We start from the raw sequence: 25,743 nt of genomic DNA, 5'->3' as shown, positions 1-25,743 counted from the left end.
TGATAATCATTATCAGTGGATTGCGCTTTTCTTTTCAAGGCGCAGCAGTCTTTTTCGCTGGATGTCCGTTCGGCATCTGAAGCGAAGAAAGGAATTGATGATATGAATGCAATGGGTATAAAGGGCAAAATTGCTTTTATAACAGGGGCTGCCCAAGGGATAGGAGAAGCTGTTGCACGGACGCTTGCCGGTCAAGGCGCACATGTTGCGGCAGTTGATTATAATCCTGTAAAGCTGGAAAGGGTTGTGAGCAGCCTTAAAGCGGAAGGCTGCCATGCGGAAGCTTTTCCCGCGGATGTAAGAGACAGCGCGGCAATTGACGAGATTACGGCGCGCATCGAACGTGATATGGGGCCGATCGATATTTTGGTGAATGTAGCGGGTGTTCTTCGCCCGGGACTGATCCATTCACTTAGCGATGAGGAATGGGAGGCCACGTTCTCAGTGAATTCGACTGGTGTATTTAACGCCTCGCGTTCAGTCAGCAAATATATGATGGACCGGAGATCGGGTTCGATTACAACGGTCGGATCGAATGCTGCCGGTGTGCCGAGGACATCAATGGCGGCATATGCATCTTCAAAGGCTGCGGCTGTGATGTTTACGAAATGCCTTGGCCTTGAGCTTGCAGAATATAATATTCGCTGCAATATTGTGTCTCCCGGATCAACGGAAACAGACATGCAGTGGTCCTTATGGGCTGATGAAAACGGAGCGGAGCAAGTCATAAAAGGATCACTTGAGACATTTAAGACAGGAATCCCGCTCAAAAAACTGGCTCAGCCTTCGGATATTGCGAATGCCGTGCTCTTTTTGGTTTCTGGCCAGGCAGGGCATATTACGATGCATAATTTATGCGTAGATGGCGGTGCGACCTTAGGCGTGTAACTCAATTTAAAGGAGGTTCATGAGAATGTTGGAACAAAACGTTATATTCCAAACAAAAGCGGAGCATTTGCTTCATGAGTATCAGCCGGGGGCTTTTTTCTTAGCTTCTCCTCATCGCGTACTGTTAGCGAAAGGCATTAGTGAAATCGTACCGGAAGCAGACGGGCCAAACCAAATAGAAACCCTTTCCGGCCGTATTGCAGAGACGCTGAATCAAGCAAAGCAATCAGGGCAAAGCCGTCCGCTTGTTGTCGGAGCTGTTCCTTTTGATCATGTAAAAGCAGCTCGGCTCGTTGTTCCTGAAGAAGTGCGCTGGTCGGGACCGCTTCAATTTGATCATGCGGAGAAGGAACAGCAGCCGGCGCATACATACCACATAGAACCTGTTCCTGCACCAGAGGAGTATAAAAATGGTGTGGAAAAAGGACTGGCACGTATTGCCGATGGAACACTCAGCAAGATCGTCCTGTCCAGATCGCTGCATTTGACATCGTCTGAACCGATTCAGACGGATGAACTGCTTCGCCATCTAGCGCAGCATAACACACATGGCTACACGTTTGCCGCGGACGTGTCCGGCCAAGCGGAAACGTCTTCCCGCCGAACATTGCTCGGTGCAAGTCCGGAGCTTCTCGTGTCTAGAATGGGAACTCAGGTCGTTTCCAATCCATTAGCCGGCTCAAGGCCTCGCAGTGATGATCCTGATGAAGACCAGCGCCGGGCTGCTGAATTGCTTTCTTCTGCTAAGGATCTCCATGAACATGCGGTTGTGGCTGACGCGGTTGCGGCAGCGCTGCGGCCTTTCTGCCGGACGCTGGATGTTCCGGAGAAGCCTTCACTGATCAAAACGGAGACGATGTGGCATCTGTCCAGCGTGATTAAAGGAGAGCTATCCGATCCGTCCGTGACCGCATTGGAATTGGCAGCAGCGCTTCACCCGACACCGGCCGTCTGCGGAACACCGACTGATCTTGCAAGAGAAGCGATTCTAAGCATTGAACCGTTTGACCGCGGTTTCTTTACCGGTATGGTCGGCTGGTGTGACGATGCGGGTGACGGAGAATGGATTGTAACGATCCGGTGCGCAGAGGCAGAAGAACGCTCACTTCGCCTGTATGCAGGAGCCGGTGTTGTTGCCGGGTCAAAACCCGAGGAAGAGCTTCAGGAGACATCCGCGAAGTTTCGGACAATGCTGCGGGCAATGGGCGTGAATCATATATGATCAGAATGAATTGCTGGAGGGATACAACATGCTGAATGGATTTACTCCTTGGCCTGAAGAGTTAGCTGAGACATATCGAAAGAACGGCTGCTGGGCCGGCGAGACGTTTGGAGATTTGTTAAGGGACCGGGCTGCCAAACATGGTGATCGCATCGCAATTACATGCGGAAACACCCATTGGAGCTATCAAGAGCTTGACACAAGGGTTGATCGCTTGGCTGCCGGATTTCAGAAGCTCGGCATTCAACAAACGGATCGTGTCGTGGTGCAGCTGCCGAATATCGCAGAGTTTTTTGAAGTCATTTTCGCGCTCTTCCGTCTGGGGGCGCTCCCAGTCTTCGCACTGCCTTCCCATCGAAGCAGTGAAATTACATATTTTTGCGAGTTCGCCGAAGCGGCTGCTTATATCATTCCCGACTCTTATTCCGGCTTTGACTACCGTTCACTTGCCAGACAGGTTCAAAGCAAGCTGCCGTCTTTGAAACACGTCATTGTTGCAGGTGAGGCAGAAGAATTTTTACCGCTGGAGGATCTGCATACAGAACCTGTAAAACTGCCTGAAGTCAAATCTTCGGAAGTAGCGTTCCTTCAGCTTTCTGGCGGAAGCACCGGCCTATCGAAACTGATTCCGAGAACCCACGATGACTACATTTACAGCCTGAAGCGGAGTGTGGAGGTCTGCTGGCTCGACCACAGCACGGTGTACTTGGCTGCATTGCCGATGGCGCACAATTATCCGCTCAGCTCGCCTGGGGTTCTCGGCGTATTATACGCTGGCGGAAGAGTGGTATTATCTCCTTCTCCAAGTCCTGATGACGCATTTCCTTTGATTGAACGAGAAAAGGTCACGATCACCGCTCTTGTGCCGCCTCTTGCGATGGTATGGATGGATGCGGCAGCCTCACGCGATGATGATCTATCCAGCCTTCAAGTGCTGCAGGTGGGCGGCGCCAAGTTCAGTGCTGAAGCCGCGCGCAAGGTTAAAGCTGTTTTCGGCTGCACGTTGCAGCAGGTGTTCGGAATGGCAGAGGGCCTCGTCAATTACACGAGACTGGATGACCCTGAGGAAGTCATTGTCAACACCCAAGGAAAACCGATGTCCCCATATGATGAAGTACGTGTTTGGGATGATCAGGATCGTGACGTAAAACCTGGTGAAACAGGGCATTTGCTGACGCGGGGGCCGTACACGATTCGGGGTTACTATAAGGCAGAAGAGCATAATGCTGCTTCTTTTACTGAGGATGGTTTTTACCGTACGGGAGATATTGTCAGGCTGACATCAGACGGCTATATTGTCGTTGAAGGCAGGGCGAAGGATCAAATTAACCGCGGGGGAGAAAAAGTGGCGGCTGAAGAGGTAGAAAATCATCTGCTGGCGCATCCGGCTGTCCATGATGCCGCAATGGTCTCAATGCCCGACCAATTTCTTGGCGAAAGATCTTGTGTGTTCATTATTCCCCGGGATGAAATCCCGAAAGCCGCAGAGCTCAAAACGTTTTTGAGAGAACGCGGACTGGCGGCATATAAAATCCCTGACCGGATTGAATTTGTCGAGTCCTTCCCCCAGACAGGGGTAGGAAAAGTCAGCAAAAAAGCGCTCCGTGAAGCTATTTCCGAGAAGCTCCTTGCAGGATCAAAAAAATAAAACAAACAACAATTTGAGAGGAAGTGTTCAAATGGCTATACCTGCCATTCAGCCGTATCAAATGCCGACAGCGTCTGATATGCCGAAAAACAAAGTTTCATGGGTGCCTGATCCAAATCGGGCAGTTCTGTTAATACACGATATGCAAAACTATTTTGTCGATGCTTTCACAGCGGGAGCCTCTCCGGTAACAGAGCTTTCAGCGAATATACGCAAGCTAAAGGATCAATGTGCCCAGCTTGGGATCCCTGTCGTCTATACCGCGCAGCCTGGAAGTCAAAATCCGGAAGACCGGGCGCTGCTGACAGACTTTTGGGGTCCGGGATTAAACAGCGGCCCTTATGAGGAGAAAATTATAACCGAGCTTTCCCCTGAAGATGATGATCTCGTGCTGACAAAATGGAGATACAGCGCGTTCAAGAGAACGAATCTGCTTGAGATTATGCGCAAAGAGGGACGCGATCAGCTGATCATTTCCGGGATTTACGCCCATATTGGCTGTCTCGTTACAGCATGTGAAGCATTTATGGAGGATATCGAAGCCTTTTTTGTGGGAGATGCAGTTGCTGATTTTTCAAAAGAAAAACATCAAATGGCGCTGGACTACGCGGCTGGGCGCTGTGCATTTACCGTGATGACTGACAGTCTTCTTGATCAGCTGAAAAATGCACCGGCAGACGCTCAAAAAAAGTCAGTAAACACTGGCAAAGAAGTGTTTACATGTGAGAAGATCCGTAAACAAATTGCTGAACTTCTTCAAGAAACTCCTGAAGATATTACAGATCAAGAAGATTTGCTCGACCGGGGGCTTGATTCGGTAAGGATTATGACATTAGTAGAACAATGGCGCCGTGAAGGAGCCGAGGTGACATTCGTGGAACTGGCTGAACGTCCGACAATCGAAGAATGGCAGAAACTGCTTACAACCCGCAGCCAGCAAGTGCTGCCAAACGCGGATTATTTATAAAAGGAGGGTAAACAAACGGATGCCTGATACAAAAGACCTTCAATATTCTTTGACCGGAGCGCAAACCGGCATATGGTTTGCTCAGCAGCTAGACCCGGAGAATCCAATCTACAATACAGCGGAATATATAGAAATCAATGGACCAATCAACACTGCTCTTTTTGAAGAAGCTTTGCGGCACGTGATAAAGGAAGCGGAATCGCTGCATGTCCGCTTCGGTGAAAATATGGACGGGCCTTGGCAGATGATAAACCCATCTCCGGAAGTAGAGCTGCACGTCATTGACGTCAGCTCTGAGCCTGATCCGGAACAAACAGCATTAAACTGGATGAAAGCAGATTTGGCAAAGCCGGTAGATTTAAGTTATGACCCTTTGTTCAATGAAGCTCTGTTTATAGCCGGGCCTGATCGATTCTTTTGGTATCAGCGCATTCACCATATTGCGATTGACGGCTTCGGCTTTTCCCTGATTGCCCAGCGTGTGGCAAGTACGTATGCCGCGCTTGTGAAAGGACAATCAGCTACAGATCGTTCCTTTGGGTCTCTCCAGGCCATTTTGGAGGAGGATACAGATTATCGTGCATCAGAGCAGTATGAGAAGGATCGTCAATTTTGGCTGGATCGTTTTGCTGATGGACCTGAGGTTGTAAGTTTGGCAGACCGAGCGCCAAGAACATCGAACAGTTTTCTTCGTCATACGGCGCATCTGCCTCTATCTGATGTAAACGCGTTAAAAGAAGCGGCGCGCTATTTCTCAGGAAGCTGGCATGAAGTCGTGATTGCGGTGTCAGCTGTTTATGTGCACCGAATGACCGGCTCTGAGGATGTTGTGCTCGGTCTGCCCATGATGGGACGGATAGGGTCCGCATCACTGAATGTACCAGCTATGGTGATGAACCTTCTCCCGCTTCGGCTGTCTGTAAGCTCTTCGATGAGCTTTTCAGAACTTATTCAGCAAATTTCCCGGGAAATCCGCAGTATTCGGCGACATCATAAGTATCGCCATGAAGAGCTTCGGCGTGATCTGAAACTGATAGGAGAAAATCATAGATTATTTGGCCCGCAAATCAATCTCATGCCGTTTGATTACGGTCTTGACTTTGCCGGGGCCCGAGGAACAACGCATAACCTTTCAGCTGGTCCTGTCGATGATCTATCAATCAATGTATATGACAGAACGGACGGCAGCGGGCTGCGGATTGATGTAGATGCGAATCCTGAGGTATACAGCGAGTCTGATATTAAACGTCATCAGCAGCGGATCTTACAGCTGCTACAAACGGCTTCAGCCGGGGAGGACATGCTGATTGGGCAAATGGAGCTTCTATTGCCAGAGGAGAAAAAGCAAGTCATTAATGAATGGAATGAGACGGCAAAGCCTGAGAAGCTGCTCAGCCTTCAGGACATGTTTGAGAAGCAGGCAATCCTTACGCCGGAACGTATTGCTCTCATATGTGATGACGTTCAAGTAAACTATCAAGAGCTGAATGAAAAGGCAAACCGCCTCGCGCATCTGTTGATCGAAAAAGGGCTTTGTCCGGAGCAATTTGTCGCTTTGGCGCTGCCGCGTTCTCCAGAGATGGTGGTTTCGATGCTTGCTGTACTAAAAACTGGTGCGGCGTATCTTCCGCTTGATCCGGAGTTTCCGGCCGACCGAATTTCTTACATGCTCGAGGATGCAAACCCCTCATGTATCATAACGACTGAGGAAATAGCAGCCCGTCTGCCTGATGACCTGTCAGTACCGCAGCTTGTGCTTGATCAGGCTGTTACGCAGGAGGTTCTAAAACGCTATTCGCCTGACAATCCGAATGTATCGGTTTCTCTTGCCTATCCTGCGTATATCATCTATACCTCAGGATCAACAGGAAGGCCGAAGGGTGTCGTTGTTACGCTGAAAAGCTTAAGCAATTTTCTGCTGTCCATGCAGGAGGCGTTTTCTCTAGGAGAAGAAGACAGGCTGTTGGCTGTGACGACTGTCGCTTTTGATATTTCAGCATTGGAGTTATATCTTCCGCTTATCAGCGGCGCGCAAATCGTGATCGCAAAGAAAGAAACGATCCGTGAGCCGCAGGCATTAGCTCAAATGATTGAATATTTCGATATCAATATCATGCAGGCGACACCGACATTATGGCACGCATTGGTGATGAATGAACCTGAGACACTTCGAGGGCTCAGAGTGCTTGTCGGAGGCGAGGCGCTGCCGAGCGGCCTTTTGCAGGCGCTTCAAGAGCTTCATTGTCCAGTCACGAATTTATATGGACCTACTGAAACAACGATTTGGTCTGCAGCAGCTTTTCTTGAAGAAGGGCTGAAGGGCGTTCCGCCGATTGGCAAACCGATTTGGAATACGCAGGTATATGTGCTTGATAACGGTTTGCAGCCGGTACCGCCGGGAGTTGTCGGAGAGCTTTATATTGCAGGAACCGGCTTGGCTAGAGGTTATTTCCGCCGACCTGATTTAACGGCTGAGCGTTTTGTTGCAGATCCGTACGGACCGCCGGGGGCTCGGATGTATCGGACCGGAGATCAGGCCCGCTGGCGCACTGATGGGTCTTTGGATTATATCGGGCGGGCGGATCATCAAATCAAAATTCGCGGGTTCCGAATTGAACTTGGAGAAATTGATGCCGTGCTTGCCAAGCATCCGGACATCGAACAGGCCGCGGTTGTCGTTCGGGAAGATCAGCCGGGAGACAAACGATTGGTAGCGTATGTAGTCGCTGCTTCAGCTATTGATACTGCCGAGCTTCGCCGTTATGTGGGTGCCAGTCTGCCTGATTACATGGTGCCGGCGGCATTTGTAGAGATGGACGAACTGCCATTAACACCTAATGGAAAGCTCGATCGGAAAGCACTGCCGGCACCTGATTTGAGTACATCTGTCAGCAATCGGGGACCGCGGACTCCTCAGGAAGAGATATTGTGTGACTTGTTTGCCGAAGTTCTTGGTTTGGCACGGGTCGGCATTGATGACAGTTTCTTCGAGCTTGGCGGTCATTCTCTTCTTGCAGCCCGTCTGATGAGCCGTATTCGCGAGGTAATGGGAGCCGAACTCGGTATCGCTAATCTATTTGACGAACCGACAGTAGCCGGACTCGCAGTCCATCTACATCAGGCGCAGAGTACACGCCCCGCATTGCAGAGAGCTGAACGGCCTGAAAGGATTCCACTTTCTTTTGCCCAGCGCCGGCTATGGTTCCTCCACTGTCTTGAAGGGCCTAGTCCTACTTATAATATTCCGGTTGCTGTCCGTCTGTCGGGTGAGCTGGACCAAGGAGTGCTGCGAGCGGCACTTTATGATCTCGTCTGCCGCCATGAAAGTCTTCGGACGATCTTCCCTGAATCACAGGGGACATCTTATCAGCATATTTTAGACGCTGATCAAGCACGGCTTGTTTTACATGTTACTGAAATTGCTGAGAAGGAGCTTTCTGAGCGGTTTGCTGAAGCTGTGCGCTACAGCTTTGATCTTGCAGTTGAACCTGCTTTTCGTGCAGAGCTTTTTGTCATCGGTCCTGACGAGTACGTGCTGCTTCTCCTTGTACACCATATTGTCGGGGACGGCTGGTCCTTAACACCGCTGACCCGCGATCTTGGAGCGGCTTATGCGGCTCGCTGTCACGGAAAAGCTCCTGAATGGGCGCCCCTTGCTGTGCAATATGCAGACTATGCGCTTTGGCAGCAAGAACTGCTTGGAAGCGGAGATGATCCAAATAGTTTGATTGCCGGACAGCTTGCTTTCTGGAAAGAAACCTTGAAGAATCTTCCTGATCAGCTTGAACTGCCAACCGATTATTCACGTCCGGCTGAGCCGAGTCATGATGGGGATACGATTCATTTCCACATTGAGCCTGAGCTGCACAAGCGATTGCAGGATCTGGCCCGGGCAAATAGGGTGAGCCTGTTTATGGTGCTTCAATCCGGTCTCGCCGCTTTATTGACAAGGCTCGGGGCGGGCACTGATATTCCGATCGGCAGTCCGATTGCGGGGCGGAATGATGATGCGCTAGGCGATCTTGTGGGGCTGTTTATCAATACATTGGTGCTCAGAACCGATACGTCCGGTGACCCAAGCTTCCGTGAGCTTCTTGACAGAGTACGGGACGTGAATCTGGCAGCCTATGAAAATCAGGATCTTCCGTTTGAGAGACTCGTGGAGGTGCTCAATCCGGCTCGTTCGCGTGCGACGCATCCTTTATTCCAAATCATGCTTGCATTCCAAAACACACCGGATGCTGACCTGAACCTACCTGACATGGAAAGCAGCCTGCGGATCCACAGTGTCGGTTCAGCCAAGTTTGATTTGACGTTGGAAATCAGTGAAAATCGTCTTGCTGACGGGACTCCAAACGGATTGGAAGGACTGCTCGAGTATAGTACTGATCTTTTCAAGCGGGAAACTGCTCAGGCTCTTGCTGACCGTCTGATGCGCCTGCTGGAGGCTGCCGAATCTGATCCGGATCAGCAAATCGGAAATCTGGACATCCTTGCACCGGAGGAGCGCAGCAGCATGGTAACAGATTGGCAAAGTGTTTCTGAAAAGATTCCGCACGCATGTTTGCCGGAACAATTTGAGAAGCAGGCTGCTTTAAGTCCTGATGCCATTGCCGTTGTTTATGAAGATCAGTCAATGAGCTATGCAGAGCTGAATGAAAGAGCAAATCGGCTTGCCCGCATGCTGATCAGCGAAGGCGTCGGACCGGAGCAATTTGTAGCCTTGGCACTGCCTCGGTCATTGGAAATGGCTGTCGGGCTATTGGCGGTGCTGAAAGCCGGCGCAGCTTATCTGCCTCTCGATCCAGACTATCCGGCTGACCGAATCGCTTTTATGCTGAAGGACGCACAGCCGGCGTTTATCATGACGAACACGAAAGCTGCAGAGCACATTCCGACAGCGGAAAACGTGCCGAAAATCGTGCTCGATGATACCAAACTGGCAGAGAAACTAAACACATACCCTGCTGAGAATCCGAAAAATACGGATAGAATTCAGCCGCTTTCTCCTTTAAATACGGCGTATGTCATTTATACATCAGGCTCAACAGGCGTTCCTAAAGGTGTGATGATTCCTCACCAAAACGTAACGCGTTTATTTGCATCGACTGATCACTGGTTCCATTTCAGCTCAGACGATATCTGGACCATGTTCCATTCCTATGCGTTTGACTTTTCGGTGTGGGAGATTTGGGGGCCTCTGCTTCATGGCGGGCGTCTTGTGATCGTGCCTCATCACGTCAGCAGATCGCCAGAAGCGTTTCTGCGCCTGCTTGTCAAAGAAGGTGTGACCGTTTTGAATCAGACACCGTCTGCTTTCTATCAGTTGATGCAGGCGGAACGGGAGCAGCCGGATCTCGGGCAGGCGCTCAGTCTGCGCTATGTCATTTTTGGCGGAGAAGCGCTTGAACTCAGCCGTCTAGAGGATTGGTATAACCGTCATCCTGAAAATAGACCGCAACTTATCAATATGTATGGTATTACAGAAACGACTGTGCATGTGAGCTATATCGAATTAGACCGAGGCATTGCGGCTTTACGGGCCAACAGCTTGATCGGCTGCGGTATTCCCGATCTTGGCGTTTATGTGCTGGATGAGCGCCTGCAGCCGGTTCCTCCGGGTGTAGCCGGAGAGCTATATGTATCAGGAGCGGGGTTGGCACGAGGCTATTTAGGCCGTGCTGGATTAACAGCAGAACGCTTCATAGCCGATCCGTTCGGTCCTCCGGGTACTCGGATGTATCGAACTGGGGATGTGGCCCGCCTCCGCGCTGACGGCTCTCTTGACTATGTCGGCCGTGCCGATCACCAAGTGAAAATTCGGGGCTTCCGGATTGAACTGGGAGAAATTGAATCGGCGCTCATTCAGCATTCGCAGCTTGAAGATGCAGCAGTAATCGTGCGTGAGGATCAGCCGGGAGATAAACGTTTGGCAGCTTATGTCATACCTTCTTCGGAAGAAACGTTTGATACGGCGGAACTGCGCAAATATGCTGCTGAGAGGCTTCCGGATTACATGGTGCCTTCTGCCTTTGTGACGATGAAAGAACTGCCGCTGACACCGAATGGAAAACTTGACCGTAAAGCGCTGCCCGCTCCGGATTTCGCAGTGGCTGTGACAGGACGCGGACCGAGAACGCCGCAGGAAGAAATCCTCTGTGACCTGTTTATGGAGGTGCTTCACTTGCCGCGTGTCGGCATTGATGACCGTTTCTTTGATTTAGGCGGACATTCCTTGCTTGCTGTACAGCTGATGAGCCGCATCCGCGAAGCGCTCGGCGTAGAACTGAGCATCGGAAACTTGTTCGAAGCGCCGACTGTGGCCGGGCTTGCAGAAAGACTTGAAATGGGTTCAAGCCAAAGCGCACTCGACGTTTTGCTTCCGCTTCGAACAAGCGGAGATAAGCTTCCTTTATTCTGTGTTCATCCGGCAGGGGGTCTCAGCTGGTGCTATGCCGGTTTGATGACGAACATAGGAACAGATTATCCGCTCTATGGCTTGCAAGCCCGGGGAATCGGGCAACGTGAGGAGCTTCCGAAAACACTTGATGACATGGCAGCCGATTACATTAAACAAATCAAAACGGTCCAGCCGAAAGGGCCGTACCATCTGCTAGGCTGGTCCCTGGGCGGAAATGTCGTTCAAGCGATGGCAACCCAGCTGCAAAATCAAGGAGAAGAAGTATCCTTATTGGTGATGCTGGATGCCTATCCGAACCACTTCCTTCCTATAATAGATGCGCCGGATGATGAGGAAGCGCTTATTGCTCTTCTGGCGTTAGGCGGGTACGACCCAGACAGCTTAGGGGACAAACCGCTAGATTTTGAAACGGCGATTGAGATTCTTCGCCGTGACGGGAGCGCGCTAGCGAGCCTGGATGAATCGGTCATTTTAAATCTGAAGAATACGTATGTCAATTCTGTCGGCATTTTAGGCTCATATAAGCCGAAAACCTTCCGTGGAAATGTCTTGTTTTTCAGATCAACAATTATACCCGAATGGTTTGATCCGATTGAACCGGATTCGTGGAAACCTTATATTAACGGACAAATTGAACAAATTGACATCGACTGCCGCCATAAAGATCTTTGTCAGCCGGAACCGCTCGCTCAAATCGGCAAGGTTCTCGCTGTCAAACTGGAAGAGATGAATAAATAAGGGGGAAGAAAGAGATGGCAAATCCTTTTGAAAATGCGGATGGCATATATTTGGTGCTGATCAATGAAGAAGGCCAATATTCCCTATGGCCCGGATTTATAGATGTGCCGAGCGGCTGGACAGTCGTTCATGAGCAAAAAGGGCGTGAAGCTTGTCTGGACTATATCCAATCGCATTGGAGCGATATGAGGCCAAACAGCCTAAAGCCTGTTGAAAATGTATAATCGCATAAAAAAGAGACTGCTTGCCGCAGTCTCTTTTTCTATCTCACGCAGATGTTTGGGTATGATCACAATCTCTGACTGGGTTTCCGTTTTCATCCGTACACCATGATTGGGATAAAAACGCTAAAAACACAGCGGCCCACTGATCGGCAAATTGAATCAGAATGCCTCCGTCATGCCAAGAGCCGTTGTCTTTTTTCCAGCGGCTATCCATGGCATTCCCTTGATTCATATGGATATTGTGCATGCCGTTGGTCGGGGTAAAGCCGAATATTTTATCTGCAGTTTGTTCCGGCCCAAATTTTGAGCCGAATATATAAATTGGCGCTTTCTCTTCTTTTGCTTTCTTCATATACGTTTCAATAAAATCATTTAAATCATTATCAGGCCCCGTGATTTCATGCGGCAAAGGCTTCATTTCTCCCGGGTCAAACAAATTGCCCCGCACATAATCCAGCGCCACTTCACGGTTTGCCTCATTGATCCTTGTATATCCATACGGCATGTTCGGAAGGATGGTAATCGAGCTTGAATCAAATTGATCGTCAGCCAAATACAATACTTCAGATTCCTCAGAACTGGACATCACATTGATGGCGCACCTGTAATACGTATTCTCTTCACCGAGCACTTTGACTTGGAAATGAGGACTGTCATCATCGGTTTCACGCTTCATGTCTAAGACAATGCCTTTTAACACGCCATATTGCTGAACAGCCATATGAATCCTCCTTTATGATCAACTTTCATCGTTTAAGTTCGTGACATGGCCTCTTTTTTCCTTTTAAAAGATAAAAAAAGCCTGCAGAATTCTTTCTGCAAGCTCTATGTGAATTAAGCACCTGCCACAGACGACTCATCCTGTAATGCTTTCTCGGCAGGGACATACTCATATCCTAAATCTTTTGCGACAGCTTCATAGGTCACGTGTCCATTTGCTGTGTTTAAACCTGCTCTCAGTGCTGTATTGTCTGTCAGCGCCTTCAAAGTCCCTTTGTTAGCGATCTGCAGCGCGTATGGAACAGTAACGTTAGTCAGCGCGATTGTTGATGTACGAGGGACAGCGCCTGGCATGTTCGCCACAGCGTAGTGGACAACGCCGTGTTTTTCATATGTCGGCTGATCATGTGTGGTAATATGGTCGACGGTTTCGACGATGCCGCCTTGGTCGATCGCAACATCGACAATCACTGAACCAGGTTTCATTTGTTTTACCATTTCTTCAGTGACAAGAGTCGGAGCTTTAGCCCCCGGAATTAAGACTGCGCAAATGAGAAGATCCGCTTCCGCCACAGCATCTGCAATATTGACTGGATTAGAAATTAACGTTTTAATCTGATGGCCGAAGATGTCATCAAGCTGGCGCAGGCGGTCTGCGTTTAAGTCGATAATGGTCACGTCTGCTCCGAGGCCGACTGCCATTTTCGCCGCGTTTGTGCCGACGACGCCTCCTCCGATAATCGTTACTTTACCACGGGAAACGCCTGGCACTCCGGCAAGCAGAATGCCTTTTCCGCCTTTAGGTTTCTCTAAAAATTGAGCCCCGATTTGTGCTGCCATTCTGCCTGCAACCTCTGACATTGGCGTCAGAAGCGGCAATGTCCGGCCGTCACTAACCGTTTCATATGCGATCGCCGTAACCCCTTTATCTTTCAACGCCTGTGCAAGCTTAGGTTCAGCGGCTAAATGAAGGTACGTAAACAGCACAAGCCCTTCGCGGAAGTAGATATATTCTTCCGGCAGCGGTTCTTTTACCTTCATGACCATTTCGGCGTCCCATACCTGTTTCGGGTCAGCAATAATTTCCGCTCCTGCTGACTCATAGGCTTCATTTTCAAATCCGCTTCCAAGGCCCGCACCTGTTTCAACTAGCACCCGGTGGCCGTTTGAAATGAGCTGAGAAACGCCTCCAGGTGTTAATGCAACGCGGTTTTCATTGTTTTTTATCTCTTTAGGAACCCCTATGATCATATCTGTCTCCTCCTGTACCTGTAATGTTTTTAGTGTAGCTTGATTCTTTAGAAAATTCTTTGTTTGAAAAAGAAAATAAAAAAACATGGATTTGTGAAATTTCACAAATCCATGTGACGAAGCTTAATATCTAAATAGATGGTAAATTTTTGATTCACATTTTTTAAATCGATTTCAGCGATCTGGCTGATCCGCTTGAGACGGTAATTCAACGTATTAACGTGTATATTTAACACCTTGGAGGCTGTATTCACGTTGCTGTCTGCTTCAATAAAACGTTCTAGCGTTTCTACCATATTTGACTGGTGATCCCGATCATACTGTTCAAGTTTGGAAAGCGAATAATTAAAATATCCGGTCTGTTTCCGTTTTTCATCTAAGACATCCAAGTATTGATAAATGCCTAACTCAGAAAAACTGAAAAGATGTTTTGTCTCTTCTGCGAACCGTTCCTTCGCTTTTAAGACCGACAATGCCTCCTGATAGGAGCGGGAGACAAAAGAAATAGAATGGTATATTCCGCCAAAAGCGATAGAAACGCCTTCTATTTTATAACGTTCCTTCAGCTGTTTTTGCGTACTTAAAGCAAACTGCTTTAAATCTTGAAAAGGATGATCTGTTTTAGGCGCGGTTAAAATAATGAGTTCGTTGGAATCTACGGTCGTCAGCAGCACGTGAACCTGCTGGGTCGTTTCCTGCAAATATTGCAGCTGCTGTTCGATTTTTTCAGTCAGCTCGCCGTTAATCCGGATAATCATAACGGAAAACTCAGAAGGGGCGACCATTCCAAGCTTGTGGAAGCCATCTGCCATGTCATGCTCCTGATGAATGTGTCCGGTCAGCATTTTCCAGAAAAATTCTTGGCTGCGTTCTTCATTTTTCGTTTTTCTGATTTGGAGTTTAAGAAGCTTGTTTCTCACTGCTTTTGCGGCCATTTGCAATGTCATCAGATCATCGTCAGACAATGTTTTTTGGATCTCAAGCGCCCATATGAAGCCAAGCACTTGGTTGTTTTTCCAAATGGAAATTGCAACGCGATTGCTTAGCCCGACTTCATCTATGTGCTTTACTCTGATCGGCTGGTCCGTTTTTAAAAGAGCAGGAATCGTTCCGTCTTTCCACAACTTGTTAATGACCTTCTCCGGTACTCTTCTGCCAATGATTGTAGACGTCCGGGCAGGGTCTGTGCAGTCGCTGTGTGTGCTGTAGGCAAGCAGCTTGTGGTTAACATCCTCTATGGTAATCGGGCACCGCAGAACGTCACTGATATGATCAGCAACATCTTCAAGTCTGTCAAAACTGTATTTAAACGGATCATTTGGCATGGTCATAAATCTCCCTACTTTTCATGCTTGATTTCTTTTTGACATCTCATCCCCTTCCTTTTATTATGATTGTTGTTGTTTGTGAAAATCAACAACAAAGAGCGGAAGCGAAAAAAGCAATTACATGGCATACTGAGAGAAACGTCTTATATACGATTGGCGGTGCATTCGCCCATTTACAGTACAGTTGTATGCCTTAAATGATATGAAACCTATCCTATTATTCTTCTAAGAAAGTCATCGGGGGCAAGCTTGATTAAGGAAAGAAAAAACTGAACCTTTCAGAAATGGTGCTGTAGCATCAAATTTTCTGAAAGGTTTTTTTTGGGAGTTGGAGAATCATTTGGGTCTTTTGGATTATTCGGAGAATGAAGAGAAGATTAAGAAAATGAACCTACTTGTTTAACAATATATGTCATTTTTAAGTGATCAGGGGTAAACCATTGGACTCATTTTGTAAAATTAAAACATATTTGTTTGACTGTACCGAAAAACTGTTTTTATAATAATGACGTTCTAAAAATAAGTGAATTAGCCCATATTTAGGCTGATGGCACAGGAGGTAATGAGGAATATGGCAGGATTAATTCGTGTCACACCCGAAGAGCTAAGAGCGATGGCGAAGCAATATGGCGTTGAAAGCCAAGAAGTATTAAACCAGGTTGATCGTTTAAATCGCATGATCTCTGATTTGAAAAGCATGTGGGAAGGTGCTTCAAGCGAAGCGTTCGCAGATCAATACGAGCAGCTCAAACCTTCATTTATCAAAATGTCAGATTTGCTTCAAGATGTGAATCAGCAGCTTGATCAAACAGCAAATACACTTGAGTCTACTGACCAAGACATCGCAAATCAAATCCGCGGATAACAGTATGAAAGGGAAGGAGCGCCTGATTCACGAGAAGACGGCGCTCTTTCTATGTAAGGGTGATCCTAAAATGTATATTGATATTACAATAGATTTGAAACATTATAACGGCAGTGTCTTTGATCTCAGATTGTCAGATTACCACCCGGTGAAAAAAGTAATTGATATTGCTTGGCAAGCCCAGAGCGTAGCCATACCTCCGCGCGAAGGGCACTGGATCAGAGTGGTTAATAAGGATACGGTGTTTTCCGGAGAATGCAAGCTGTCTGATTGCGGCATTACAAACGGAGACCGGCTTGAAATATTATGAAAGGATCTGGTTGAATGTCGGATAAACAAAAATCATATTTAGAAAACCAATTAGAAGCCGTTGCCGAGAAAACAGATGCCGGCTATACATTTACCTTTCAGCGGGAAAAAATAAAGCTTCTGGACGGTCTCGAAGCCAACGTGATCAAAGATGTAAATCCATTTTTTCATAAAGAGATCGATGTGACGGATGACGAAGTGATCATCACAATCCAACCTCCTCCCTCCTATAAAGCATTCCGCTTCATGAAAGCTAAAGATAAAAAAAGCAAATGGCAGTTTGCCTATCAGCTTGTCCAAGCTGTACAGCAGCACAATCTGTCTAGGCTGAATTTGATTGTCGCTCCTGAAAACATTGTATTCGATAAAGGCCTGACGCCTTATTTTCTCCATTATGGAGTAAAAGAAAGCATTCCTCCTTACGGGCATGATGAGGAAAGAGTGTGGGGGGAGCTGAAAGCGGCAGCGGCTTTGGCAGTTGACGGCGCTTTTGCGTTTGAAGATTACCTGAAATTCAATGAAACGCTGACGTTCTCCGCAGAGGCTAAGGCGATATTGGAGGCGGCGTCCTATGATGATCTGCTCGAGCTGATTCAAACCCATATCGATGAGCTCGAAGCCAAAGCGAAAACATACATACATATCCCGAGAAAGAAGTGGAACATCCAGCGGTACATCGGCCTGGGGCTCATTGTTTTGCTTGTACCCGCCCTTATTTATTCGATGTACTCTTTATTTTTCGCACAGCCAAAGCACCAGGCGATAGTGGACAGCAACCGTGCTTTCCTAAACAAACAGTACAGTGAGGTTATCAGCACACTGTCCAAGTACGATGCGGAAAGCCTGCCTGAATCGGTGCAGTATCAGCTGGCGACGTCTTATGTTGAGGTTGAAAATCTAGGGAGTGCAAAAACTAAAAATATTGAAAATAATTTAGTCACACTGCAATCAGACCCTCAGCATTTCTTGTATTGGATTGATTATGGTCGAGGGAATTACAAAGAAGCTATCAGTATCGGCCGTAAACTTGAATACAATGATTATATTTACTTTGGGCTAGCTAAATATAAACAGCAGCTTTTATCTGAAGATACAAATGATGAAGATATACAAAAAGAACTCGATTCAGTAAATAGTGAGCTTGAAAAAGCAAAAAAGGAACATGAAGAAAATAAAGGACAGGATACATCTTTAGTCGATACAACCGAAGAACAAACACAAACAGACGAAGAAAAACAACAAGCTGAAGAGAAAGCGGCAGAAGAAAAAGCCGCAGCCGAGGAAAAAGCGAAACAAGAAGAACAGAAGAAAAAAGAAGAACAAGAGAAAAAAGAAACAGCAAAGAAAGATGAGAAAAAAGATGACAAATAACGTGAGACATGAAGCACAGGTCATCGCATGCTGCCATTCGGCCGTTAGGGGGTTCGCCATTTGAGTCTATTATGGGTTTTTTACCAAAATAACGTTCAAAAACTGAAACTGTCTGACCTCCCGTCGTCCCATCCGGTGACCATAGGGCCTGATGTAAAGGATTCCATTACGATTGGCACCATTCCCTTTGAAAGCGGAGTGATTTCTCTTCAAAAGGAATCCGGCGGCCAATACGAAGTTTTCCTGGGAAATGATTGTCTCGGCACGATTGAGCCGGATGCATCATTTACTCTCCAAACAGATCAGCAGGATATACGGTTGATATTGACGGGCAGTGAGCCTCAGAAATCTGTTTATTTTACGGGGAATCGGGATGAAATCATATGCTCTTCAGAAAAGACAAATGCAGATATTTATCTGAATCCGCAAGATTTATCTTTTGCCGAACAAAGTACGTTCTCTTTACTCCGTGTCGGCGTAAGCTGGTCGGTTCGTCCTGAAAGCGGGACGATCTTCTTGAACGGAGAGAAAATCATCGCCAATACACCGCTCCAGCCGGGGGATGAAATTTTCTGGAACTTTACACAAATGAGAGTCAATGAACAAGATCTTTTAGAAATTGTTCATTTTTCCTCGTTTGAAACAGCATTAACAGAAACGGTCAAACCGAGCACAGAGATGCAGAAAAAATATCCGCAGTACAGAAGAACGCCGCGAATGGTGTACGACCTGCCGGATGACCGCGTATCCTTCAGTTTTCCTTCTCAGGAGAGCGATCAAACCAATAGAGGGCTGTGGCTCGTCATCCTGCCTCCGCTTGTGATGCTGATCGTGATGGGCGTTGTCGCCATCATTCAGCCGCGCGGCATATTCATACTCGTTTCGCTGGCGATGTTTATGATGACCCTGATTACCTCGACGGTGCAATATTTCCGCGATAAAAACCAGCGAAAAAAACGAGAGGAAAAACGGGAGCGCGTGTATAAGCTTTACTTAGACAATAAGCGGAAAGAGCTTCAGGCGCTAGCTGAAAAGCAAAAGCAGGTACTTGAATTTCACTTCCCTTCGTTTGAACAAATGAAATACTTAACAAGTGAAATTAGTGACCGGATCTGGGAAAAATCACTTGAAAGCAAGGATTATCTCCAGCTGCGGCTGGGGACGGGAACAGTCCCTTCCAGCTATGAAATCAATATGAGTGGCGGAGACTTGGCCAATCGTGATATTGATGACCTCATGGAAAAATCGCAGCACATGCAGCGTGTTTATAAGGATATCCGCAATGCGCCGGTTACGGTCGATTTGGCGGAAGGTCCAATGGGGCTTGTCGGTAAATCGCAAATTGTGAAAAATGAGATTCATCAGCTGATCGGACAGCTGTCGTTCTTCAACAGCTATCATGATCTGCGATTCGTTTTTATTTTTCATGAAGAAGAGTATAGAGACTGGGAGTGGATGAAGTGGCTTCCGCAATTTCAAATGCCCCATATCTATGCGAAAGGTTTTATATATAATGAGCAAACCCGAGATCAGCTCCTGTCTTCACTTTATGAATTGATCAGAGAGCGCGATCTCGAAGATGACAAAGAAAAACTGCAGTTCAAACCGCATTTTGTATTTGTCATCACGAATCAGCAGCTGATCTCAGAGCATGTCATTCTCGAATATTTAGAAGGACAGCACGAGCATCTGGGCATCTCTACAATTGTTGCCGCAGAAACAAAGGAAAGCTTGTCGGAAAACATTACGACTCTTGTCCGCTACATCAATGAGCATGAAGGCGACATTTTAATACAGAAGAAAAAAGCGGTAAAAATTCCGTTCAGCCTGGATCATCATCAGCGCGGGGACAACGAACGGTTCTCACGCACGCTGCGGACGCTGAATCACCAGGTCGGCATTACGAATTCCATTCCGGAGACGGTATCGTTCCTGGAGCTTTTCCATGCGAAGGAAGTAAAAGAAATCGGCATTCAACAAAGATGGCTGACGAGTGAATCGTCGAAGTCGCTGTCAGTGCCGATCGGCTATAAGGGAAAAGATGACATTGTGTATCTGAACCTTCATGAAAAGGCTCACGGTCCGCACGGGTTGCTTGCAGGGACAACAGGGTCAGGGAAAAGTGAATTTCTCCAGACCTACATTTTGTCACTTGCGGTGCATTTCCACCCGCATGAAGCGGCTTTCTTATTAATTGACTATAAGGGCGGAGGAATGGCACAGCCGTTTCGCAACATTCCTCATCTACTCGGTACGATCACGAATATTGAAGGCAGCAAAAACTTCAGTATGCGGGCGCTTGCTTCCATTAAAAGCGAGCTGAAAAAAAGGCAGCGTCTGTTTGACCAGTATCAAGTCAATCACATCAATGACTATACAAAGCTGTACAAGCAGGGGAAAGCAGAAGTGGCAATGCCTCACTTGTTCTTAATTTCTGATGAATTCGCCGAGCTGAAAAGCGAAGAACCTGATTTTATCAGGGAGCTTGTCAGTGCCGCGCGTATCGGGCGAAGTCTCGGTGTTCATTTGATTTTGGCTACACAGAAGCCGGGCGGCATCATCGACGATCAGATTTGGAGTAACTCGCGCTTTAAAGTAGCGCTGAAGGTTCAGGATGCCACCGACAGTAAAGAGATTTTGAAAAACAGCGATGCCGCAAACATTACCGTGACAGGACGCGGTTATTTGCAGGTCGGCAACAATGAAGTGTATGAGCTGTTCCAATCCGCCTGGAGCGGTGCGCCTTACCTAGAGGAAGTCTACGGAACAGAGGATGAAATTGCGATTGTCACGGATACGGGTCTGATCCCGCTTTCTGAGGTGGATACCGAAGATATCGCGAAAAAAGACGTACAAACAGAAATCGAAGCTATAGTTGATGAAATTGAACGCATCCAAGATGAAATGGGAATCGAGAAGCTGTCAAGCCCATGGTTGCCGCCGCTTGCGGAACGTATCCCGCGCACACTCTTCCCATCGGACGAAAAAGATCATTTCCACTTCGCGTATGTCGATGAACCTGATCTGCAAAGACAGGCTCCTATTGCTTATAAGATGATGGAAGACGGAAATATCGGCATATTCGGCTCTTCCGGCTACGGAAAATCGATTGCCGCCGCAACGTTCCTGATGAGCTTTGCGGACGTGTACACACCTGAAGAGCTCCATGTCTATATCTTTGATTTCGGAAACGGAACGCTTCTGCCATTGGCGAAGCTCCCGCATACCGCGGATTACTTCCTGATGGACCAATCAAGAAAAATTGAAAAGTTCATGATTCGAATCAAAGAAGAAATTGACCGCCGTAAACGTCTGTTCAGAGAAAAAGAAATCAGCCACATCAAAATGTACAATGCGCTGAGCGAAGAAGAGCTTCCGTTCATTTTCATCACCATTGACAATTTTGACATCGTGAAGGATGAGATGCATGAGCTTGAATCGGAATTTGTCCAGCTTTCAAGAGACGGACAGAGCTTGGGCATCTATTTCATGCTGACAGCGACGCGGGTTAATGCGGTCCGCCAGTCATTGTTAAATAACCTGAAAACAAAGGTTGTCCATTATCTCATGGATCAATCTGAGGGATATTCCATTTACGGACGGCCGAAGTTCAATCTTGAACCGATCCCAGGGCGCGTCATCATTCAAAAGGAAGAGCTTTACTTCGCGCAAATGTTCCTGCCTGTTGACGCCGATGATGATATCAGCATGTTCAATGGATTGAAATCAGACGTTCAGCATCTTCAGGAGCGCTTTGCTTCTATGGAGCAGCCGGCACCGATTCCGATGCTGCCTGAGAGTCTGTCGACGAGAGAATTTTCCCTACGCTTCAAGCTGGAACGCAAGCCTTTATCTGTCCCGATCGGGCTTCATGAAGAAACAGTCAGCCCAGTCTACTTTGATTTGGGCAAGCATAAGCACTGCCTGATTTTAGGCCAGACCCAGCGCGGGAAAACAAATGTCTTAAAAGTAATGCTTGAACATCTGATTGATGATGAAACCGAAATGATCGGCCTGTTTGACTCGATTGACCGCGGCTTATCCCAATATGCGAAGGAATCGGATGTCTCATATTTGGAAACGAAAGAAGATATTGAGCAGTGGATCGAAACAGCAGAAGACATTTTCAAAACAAGAGAAGCCATGTATGTGGAAGCCGTCCGCCAAGGAGACGCGCAAAATCTGCGATTCTCACAAGTGGTGCTGATGATTGACGGGATTACGAGATTCCAGCAGACGATTGATACGAGAATACAAGACCGTCTGGCAAACTTCATGAAATCATATGCACACCTTGGTTTCAGCTTTATCCCGGGCGGAAATCACAGCGAATTCTCAAAAGGCTATGACTCCTTGACGACAGAGATGAAGCAAATTCGCCACGCGATTCTGCTGATGAAAAAATCTGAGCAAAATGTCATTCCTCTCCCGTACCAAAGACAGGAGCCTGAGATTCAGCCGGGCTTCGGATATGTTGTGGAAAACGGGAAGGAGCAAAAAGTTCAAATTCCTTTATGTTCTGCAGAAAGGGAGAGTGCTAGATGACAGAACAACGAAAAAGCTTGATCAAGTTAATATCCGCCGTCATCATCATTTTGTTGCTGCCGGTTTTGTTTTTCCGATTTATAGGAGACGATCCGACGAAGAAAGCAGTCAATTCCACGCGGCAAATCGCGGTGGTGAATGAAGACACAGGCGTATTGAGTGATGAGGTAAAATCTGATGAAGAGGACAAATCCGCCCAGTTCGGCAAGGAAGTAGCGGCCGTTCTGGGTGAACGTCCTGATTATTCATGGACAGTCGTAAACCGAAGCGCGGCCGAGACTGGCCTCGCATCAAAGAAATATGATGCGATCGTCTACATTCCCTCAGATTTCTCAAAAAACATTTTGAGCTATGACAACGACCATCCTCAAAAAGCAACGCTCGAATTCAGCATTCAAGATAACCTGAATGCCGTCAACAAAGAAAAAGTTCAGCGTGAGCTTGAGGATGCCCAAAAGACAATGAACAAAAAAATGTCGGCCTTATACTGGAACTTTGTTTCACAAAAAGTGGACAACATCAGAGGAGAATTTGACAAAATCGTCAATAAAGAATCTGAATTCCAGAATGTCATGTACAACTTTTACAAACCAAGCTCTAATGATTTAGCAGGTGAAATCAAACAGCAAAAAGACTTAATCGATGAGCTGAAGAAATCAATGAATGAAGCGCAGGGCACGACAAAAGAAAAAGCTTCAACAGCGGAGGAAGCCAAAAACACGCTGAAAGATTTCATTGATACCGTTGAAAGATACAAAGAATATCAAGAAAATCAGAAAAAGCTGCTTATGGCAGCCCAAGATTCAACACAGCAGCAAATCCAGACAGGTCTAGATGCCATCCAAGCACAGCAAAAGGCGAATCAGTTCAGCGAACGCATGAGCGGATTGGCAACAGGGATCAGCCAAGCGAAAACACAGCTTGCACAAACAAGTACAGTGCTGGCAAATGCCCAGCAACTTAGGGAAGGTCAAGTTCCTCAGCAGGAACTTGGCATGGCGAAGATACAAAGTGATTTAATTAATCAATATCAGGCCGCATCAAGACAGACAGCATTAAATCAGGTTTATGAACTGCTTGTCCCAGCGCGTCAGGCACTGACGGTTGCGAAAGGGGACGACCCAGTCGAAGACGATGGCTCTGACAACAATGATAAAGATAAAGACCCGAAAGAAGAGGATCCTGAAGAACTGAAAATTGATCTTGAAAAACAGCGTGAAGAACTGAAAAACATCGCCGCGGATATTCAGGACATTTCAGACAACCTAAAGGAGCCAGAAAAAGAAGAGCCGAAGCCAGAGGATCCGGGAACAGACGAGCCGTCCACTGACAACCCGGAAAAACCTGATGACGGAACTAACACGGATCCCGATGATACACAGGGAGACACCGGAAACGACGATAACAATAGTGATGCCGGGACTGACGGCGATACTCAGGATCAAGACCAGCAGCAGGGAACAGACGGTCAGGAGCAGAATGGCGAAGCCTCTGATGGTGAGTCAGACAGCGGACAAACCGACACTGGCACATCTGTCGAACAGACTGCTTCATCTGACTCAGCCCTTCGATTTATCCAGCTGGCAAATGAGGACGGAACCGGAGATTCAGGAGATACCGGAGGCGACGGTGGTACGACTCAGCCTGAGGACGAAGGTCAAACAGGAAACGATGAGATTTCTGATATCGCAAAAGCAAAAGAACAGCTCAACAAAGCGTCTGAGCGAATCAAGCAAATTGAAGAAGAGCTCAAAGAAAAAGAAAATGCCCATAATGAAGAACTGAAAAAGAAATTAGAAGAACTAAAAGAACAAATGAATAGTCTCAATGATGAAATTGATGAATTGAAAGACAAAGTGAAAAAGCTAGAAGGCAAACTTGAAAACCTTGAAGCGAAACGGAAGAGGGAGTTCGAAGGGATTTACAGCGCGATTCGCGAGCTGGAAAATAAAGATCAGCTTCAATTCTCCGGAGAAATCAATACAGAAAGCATCTCTGCTTTAATGAGATACTATAAATATTTATCAGTTTATGACTCTGTATTATCCAGAACGATAGACAACGCTGCAAAAACCAATGTCATCGACGGCCAGCAGGGCAACGTCAAATCCATCCTGGCTCTCACACCTGCAGAATCAGCCAGCTGGGAAGATCTGAAAAACAACACGATGCAAACTGATGAAGACATTAACAGCTTCATCGATGGCATGACCAAATTTACGGAGGACTACAGCGGCTTCATCCGTGACTCTCAAGCAGGTGTTCTTGACGAACTGACGAAAATCTCTGAAAGTGCCGCAAAAGCGTCAGAACAGCTAGTAACAGGCACAACGCAAGAAGCTGCGACGTTCAGTAATGACGGGCTGTCTGGCACAATGGCACTGAGTGTCCAAGATACGGTCGGCCAGGAAGTGCTGCAAATGTCAGATATGATGGGGTCATTGTCTGATCGCCAGTCAGGCATTATTGATTACACGACGAATATGCAGCAAAGCGTCAATGATGTTCAGGCGAAAGCCGACACCTTAAACAACAACTGGGGGAAAAATGTCGCCTCCACAAAGCTTGTCCGCAGTGACGTTTACGGCATATTGGGAAATACATTAGTAGACGGGCAAAACAATGGCTATGTATATGACTACTTGGCGAATCCGCTTAAAATCAGTGGAGAGGTACCGGAAGAAAAAACCCAGACGGTGCCCCCGGTTGTCATCCTTGTCATTGTGTTAATCAGCAGTCTGTTAATCGGCTATTTCAGCTCGTATTACCAAAATGCGCCGCTTCTCGTCAAAGGAGCGCTATTCGGAATTTTGAATATCCTTGTCGGGCTTATGATCAGCTTGTTCGGTTTGAATATTTATTCACTGCCGGACGATCAGACGATTAAGTGGTCGGTGTTTACGATTCTATTGCTGGTCGCAAGCTCTGCCTTTATCCGAGCAGCATTCAGATTCGGGTCGATCCCTGGATGGGTTGCCTCAGCGGCAATGATTCTATTCTACGTTGCACCGCTTATTGATTTGATAATGCCGAACTTTACATTTGAAGATCCGGTTTCGAAAGTATATATCGACATCCAGTACGGTACAGGACACTTGTTTACAATCGGAATAACGGTTCTGCTGATCATTACGGTTATTGCCGCGGCTCTGCCGCTGATCATCCGGCTGATGGCCGAACACACAGCAGAAAGCGATGAAACGTATGAAGCGTAATCGCAGCATGGAAAAGGGGATCATGATTTGT

General features: G+C 47.3%; 14 protein-coding genes. 11 read left to right on the top strand and 3 right to left on the bottom strand.

What is annotated here, in order from left to right:
- The first annotated feature begins 102 nt into the window (after positions 1-102).
- From M0696_RS16110 to M0696_RS16085, 6 genes are read left to right on the top strand one after another with little or no spacing between them, the layout of a single operon-like run.
- Entirely contained in the window at positions 103-888 is a 786-nt protein-coding gene (locus M0696_RS16110; protein ID WP_222142446.1) for a 2,3-dihydro-2,3-dihydroxybenzoate dehydrogenase, read from the top strand.
- A gap of 25 nt (positions 889-913) precedes the next feature.
- Positions 914-2,110, top strand: coding sequence for an isochorismate synthase DhbC (gene dhbC / locus M0696_RS16105; protein ID WP_222141959.1), 1,197 nt, complete (start codon positions 914-916; stop codon positions 2,108-2,110).
- 28 nt (positions 2,111-2,138) lie between these two features.
- The gene (locus tag M0696_RS16100) at positions 2,139-3,758 is read left to right on the top strand and encodes a (2,3-dihydroxybenzoyl)adenylate synthase (protein ID WP_222141958.1); all 1,620 of its coding nucleotides are present in this window, start codon (positions 2,139-2,141) and stop codon (positions 3,756-3,758) included.
- A gap of 31 nt (positions 3,759-3,789) precedes the next feature.
- Positions 3,790-4,725, top strand: a complete 936-nt coding sequence (locus tag M0696_RS16095) for an isochorismatase (protein ID WP_248602157.1) — start codon at positions 3,790-3,792, stop codon at positions 4,723-4,725.
- A gap of 19 nt (positions 4,726-4,744) precedes the next feature.
- Positions 4,745-11,884, top strand: coding sequence for a non-ribosomal peptide synthetase DhbF (gene dhbF / locus M0696_RS16090; protein ID WP_248602156.1), 7,140 nt, complete (start codon positions 4,745-4,747; stop codon positions 11,882-11,884).
- Positions 11,885-11,898: 14 nt separating this feature from the next.
- Entirely contained in the window at positions 11,899-12,108 is a 210-nt protein-coding gene (locus tag M0696_RS16085; protein WP_044158967.1) for an MbtH family protein, read from the top strand.
- Positions 12,109-12,151: 43 nt separating this feature from the next.
- Here M0696_RS16085 and M0696_RS16080 read toward each other — a convergent pair whose 3' ends face one another.
- From M0696_RS16080 to adeR, 3 genes are all read right to left on the bottom strand, one after another.
- Positions 12,152-12,829, bottom strand: a complete 678-nt coding sequence (locus M0696_RS16080) for a YukJ family protein (protein ID WP_222141955.1) — start codon at positions 12,827-12,829, stop codon at positions 12,152-12,154.
- 113 nt (positions 12,830-12,942) lie between these two features.
- Entirely contained in the window at positions 12,943-14,079 is a 1,137-nt protein-coding gene (gene ald, locus M0696_RS16075; protein ID WP_222141954.1) for an alanine dehydrogenase, read from the bottom strand.
- Positions 14,080-14,180: 101 nt separating this feature from the next.
- Positions 14,181-15,410 (bottom strand): sporulation transcriptional activator AdeR, encoded by a 1,230-nt coding sequence (adeR, locus tag M0696_RS16070; RefSeq protein ID WP_246303188.1) that lies wholly within the window; start codon positions 15,408-15,410, stop codon positions 14,181-14,183.
- 568 nt (positions 15,411-15,978) lie between these two features.
- Here adeR and M0696_RS16065 point away from each other — a divergent pair.
- From M0696_RS16065 to esaA, 5 genes are all read left to right on the top strand, one after another.
- Positions 15,979-16,272 carry a WXG100 family type VII secretion target gene (locus M0696_RS16065; RefSeq protein WP_003220661.1) on the top strand — a complete coding sequence of 98 codons (294 nt, stop codon included), beginning with the start codon at positions 15,979-15,981 and terminating at the stop codon, positions 16,270-16,272.
- Positions 16,273-16,342: 70 nt separating this feature from the next.
- A complete protein-coding gene (gene yukD, locus M0696_RS16060; protein ID WP_010329928.1) occupies positions 16,343-16,582 on the top strand; it encodes an ESX secretion system protein YukD in 240 nt (79 codons plus the stop codon).
- 14 nt (positions 16,583-16,596) lie between these two features.
- Entirely contained in the window at positions 16,597-17,952 is a 1,356-nt protein-coding gene (gene essB / locus M0696_RS16055; RefSeq protein WP_248602155.1) for a type VII secretion protein EssB, read from the top strand.
- A gap of 60 nt (positions 17,953-18,012) precedes the next feature.
- Entirely contained in the window at positions 18,013-22,497 is a 4,485-nt protein-coding gene (gene essC / locus M0696_RS16050; RefSeq protein WP_248602154.1) for a type VII secretion protein EssC, read from the top strand.
- Positions 22,494-25,712 carry a type VII secretion protein EsaA gene (esaA, locus tag M0696_RS16045; RefSeq protein ID WP_248602153.1) on the top strand — a complete coding sequence of 1,073 codons (3,219 nt, stop codon included), beginning with the start codon at positions 22,494-22,496 and terminating at the stop codon, positions 25,710-25,712. Before essC ends, esaA begins: the two co-directional genes overlap by 4 nt.
- Positions 25,713-25,743 lie beyond the last annotated feature (31 nt).

This window comes from Bacillus rugosus, from assembly GCF_023238245.1.
Lineage (GTDB): Bacteria > Bacillota > Bacilli > Bacillales > Bacillaceae > Bacillus > Bacillus rugosus.
The sequence above is the reverse complement of the archived record's forward strand: the minus strand, read 5'-3'. Positions and strand labels throughout refer to the sequence as shown.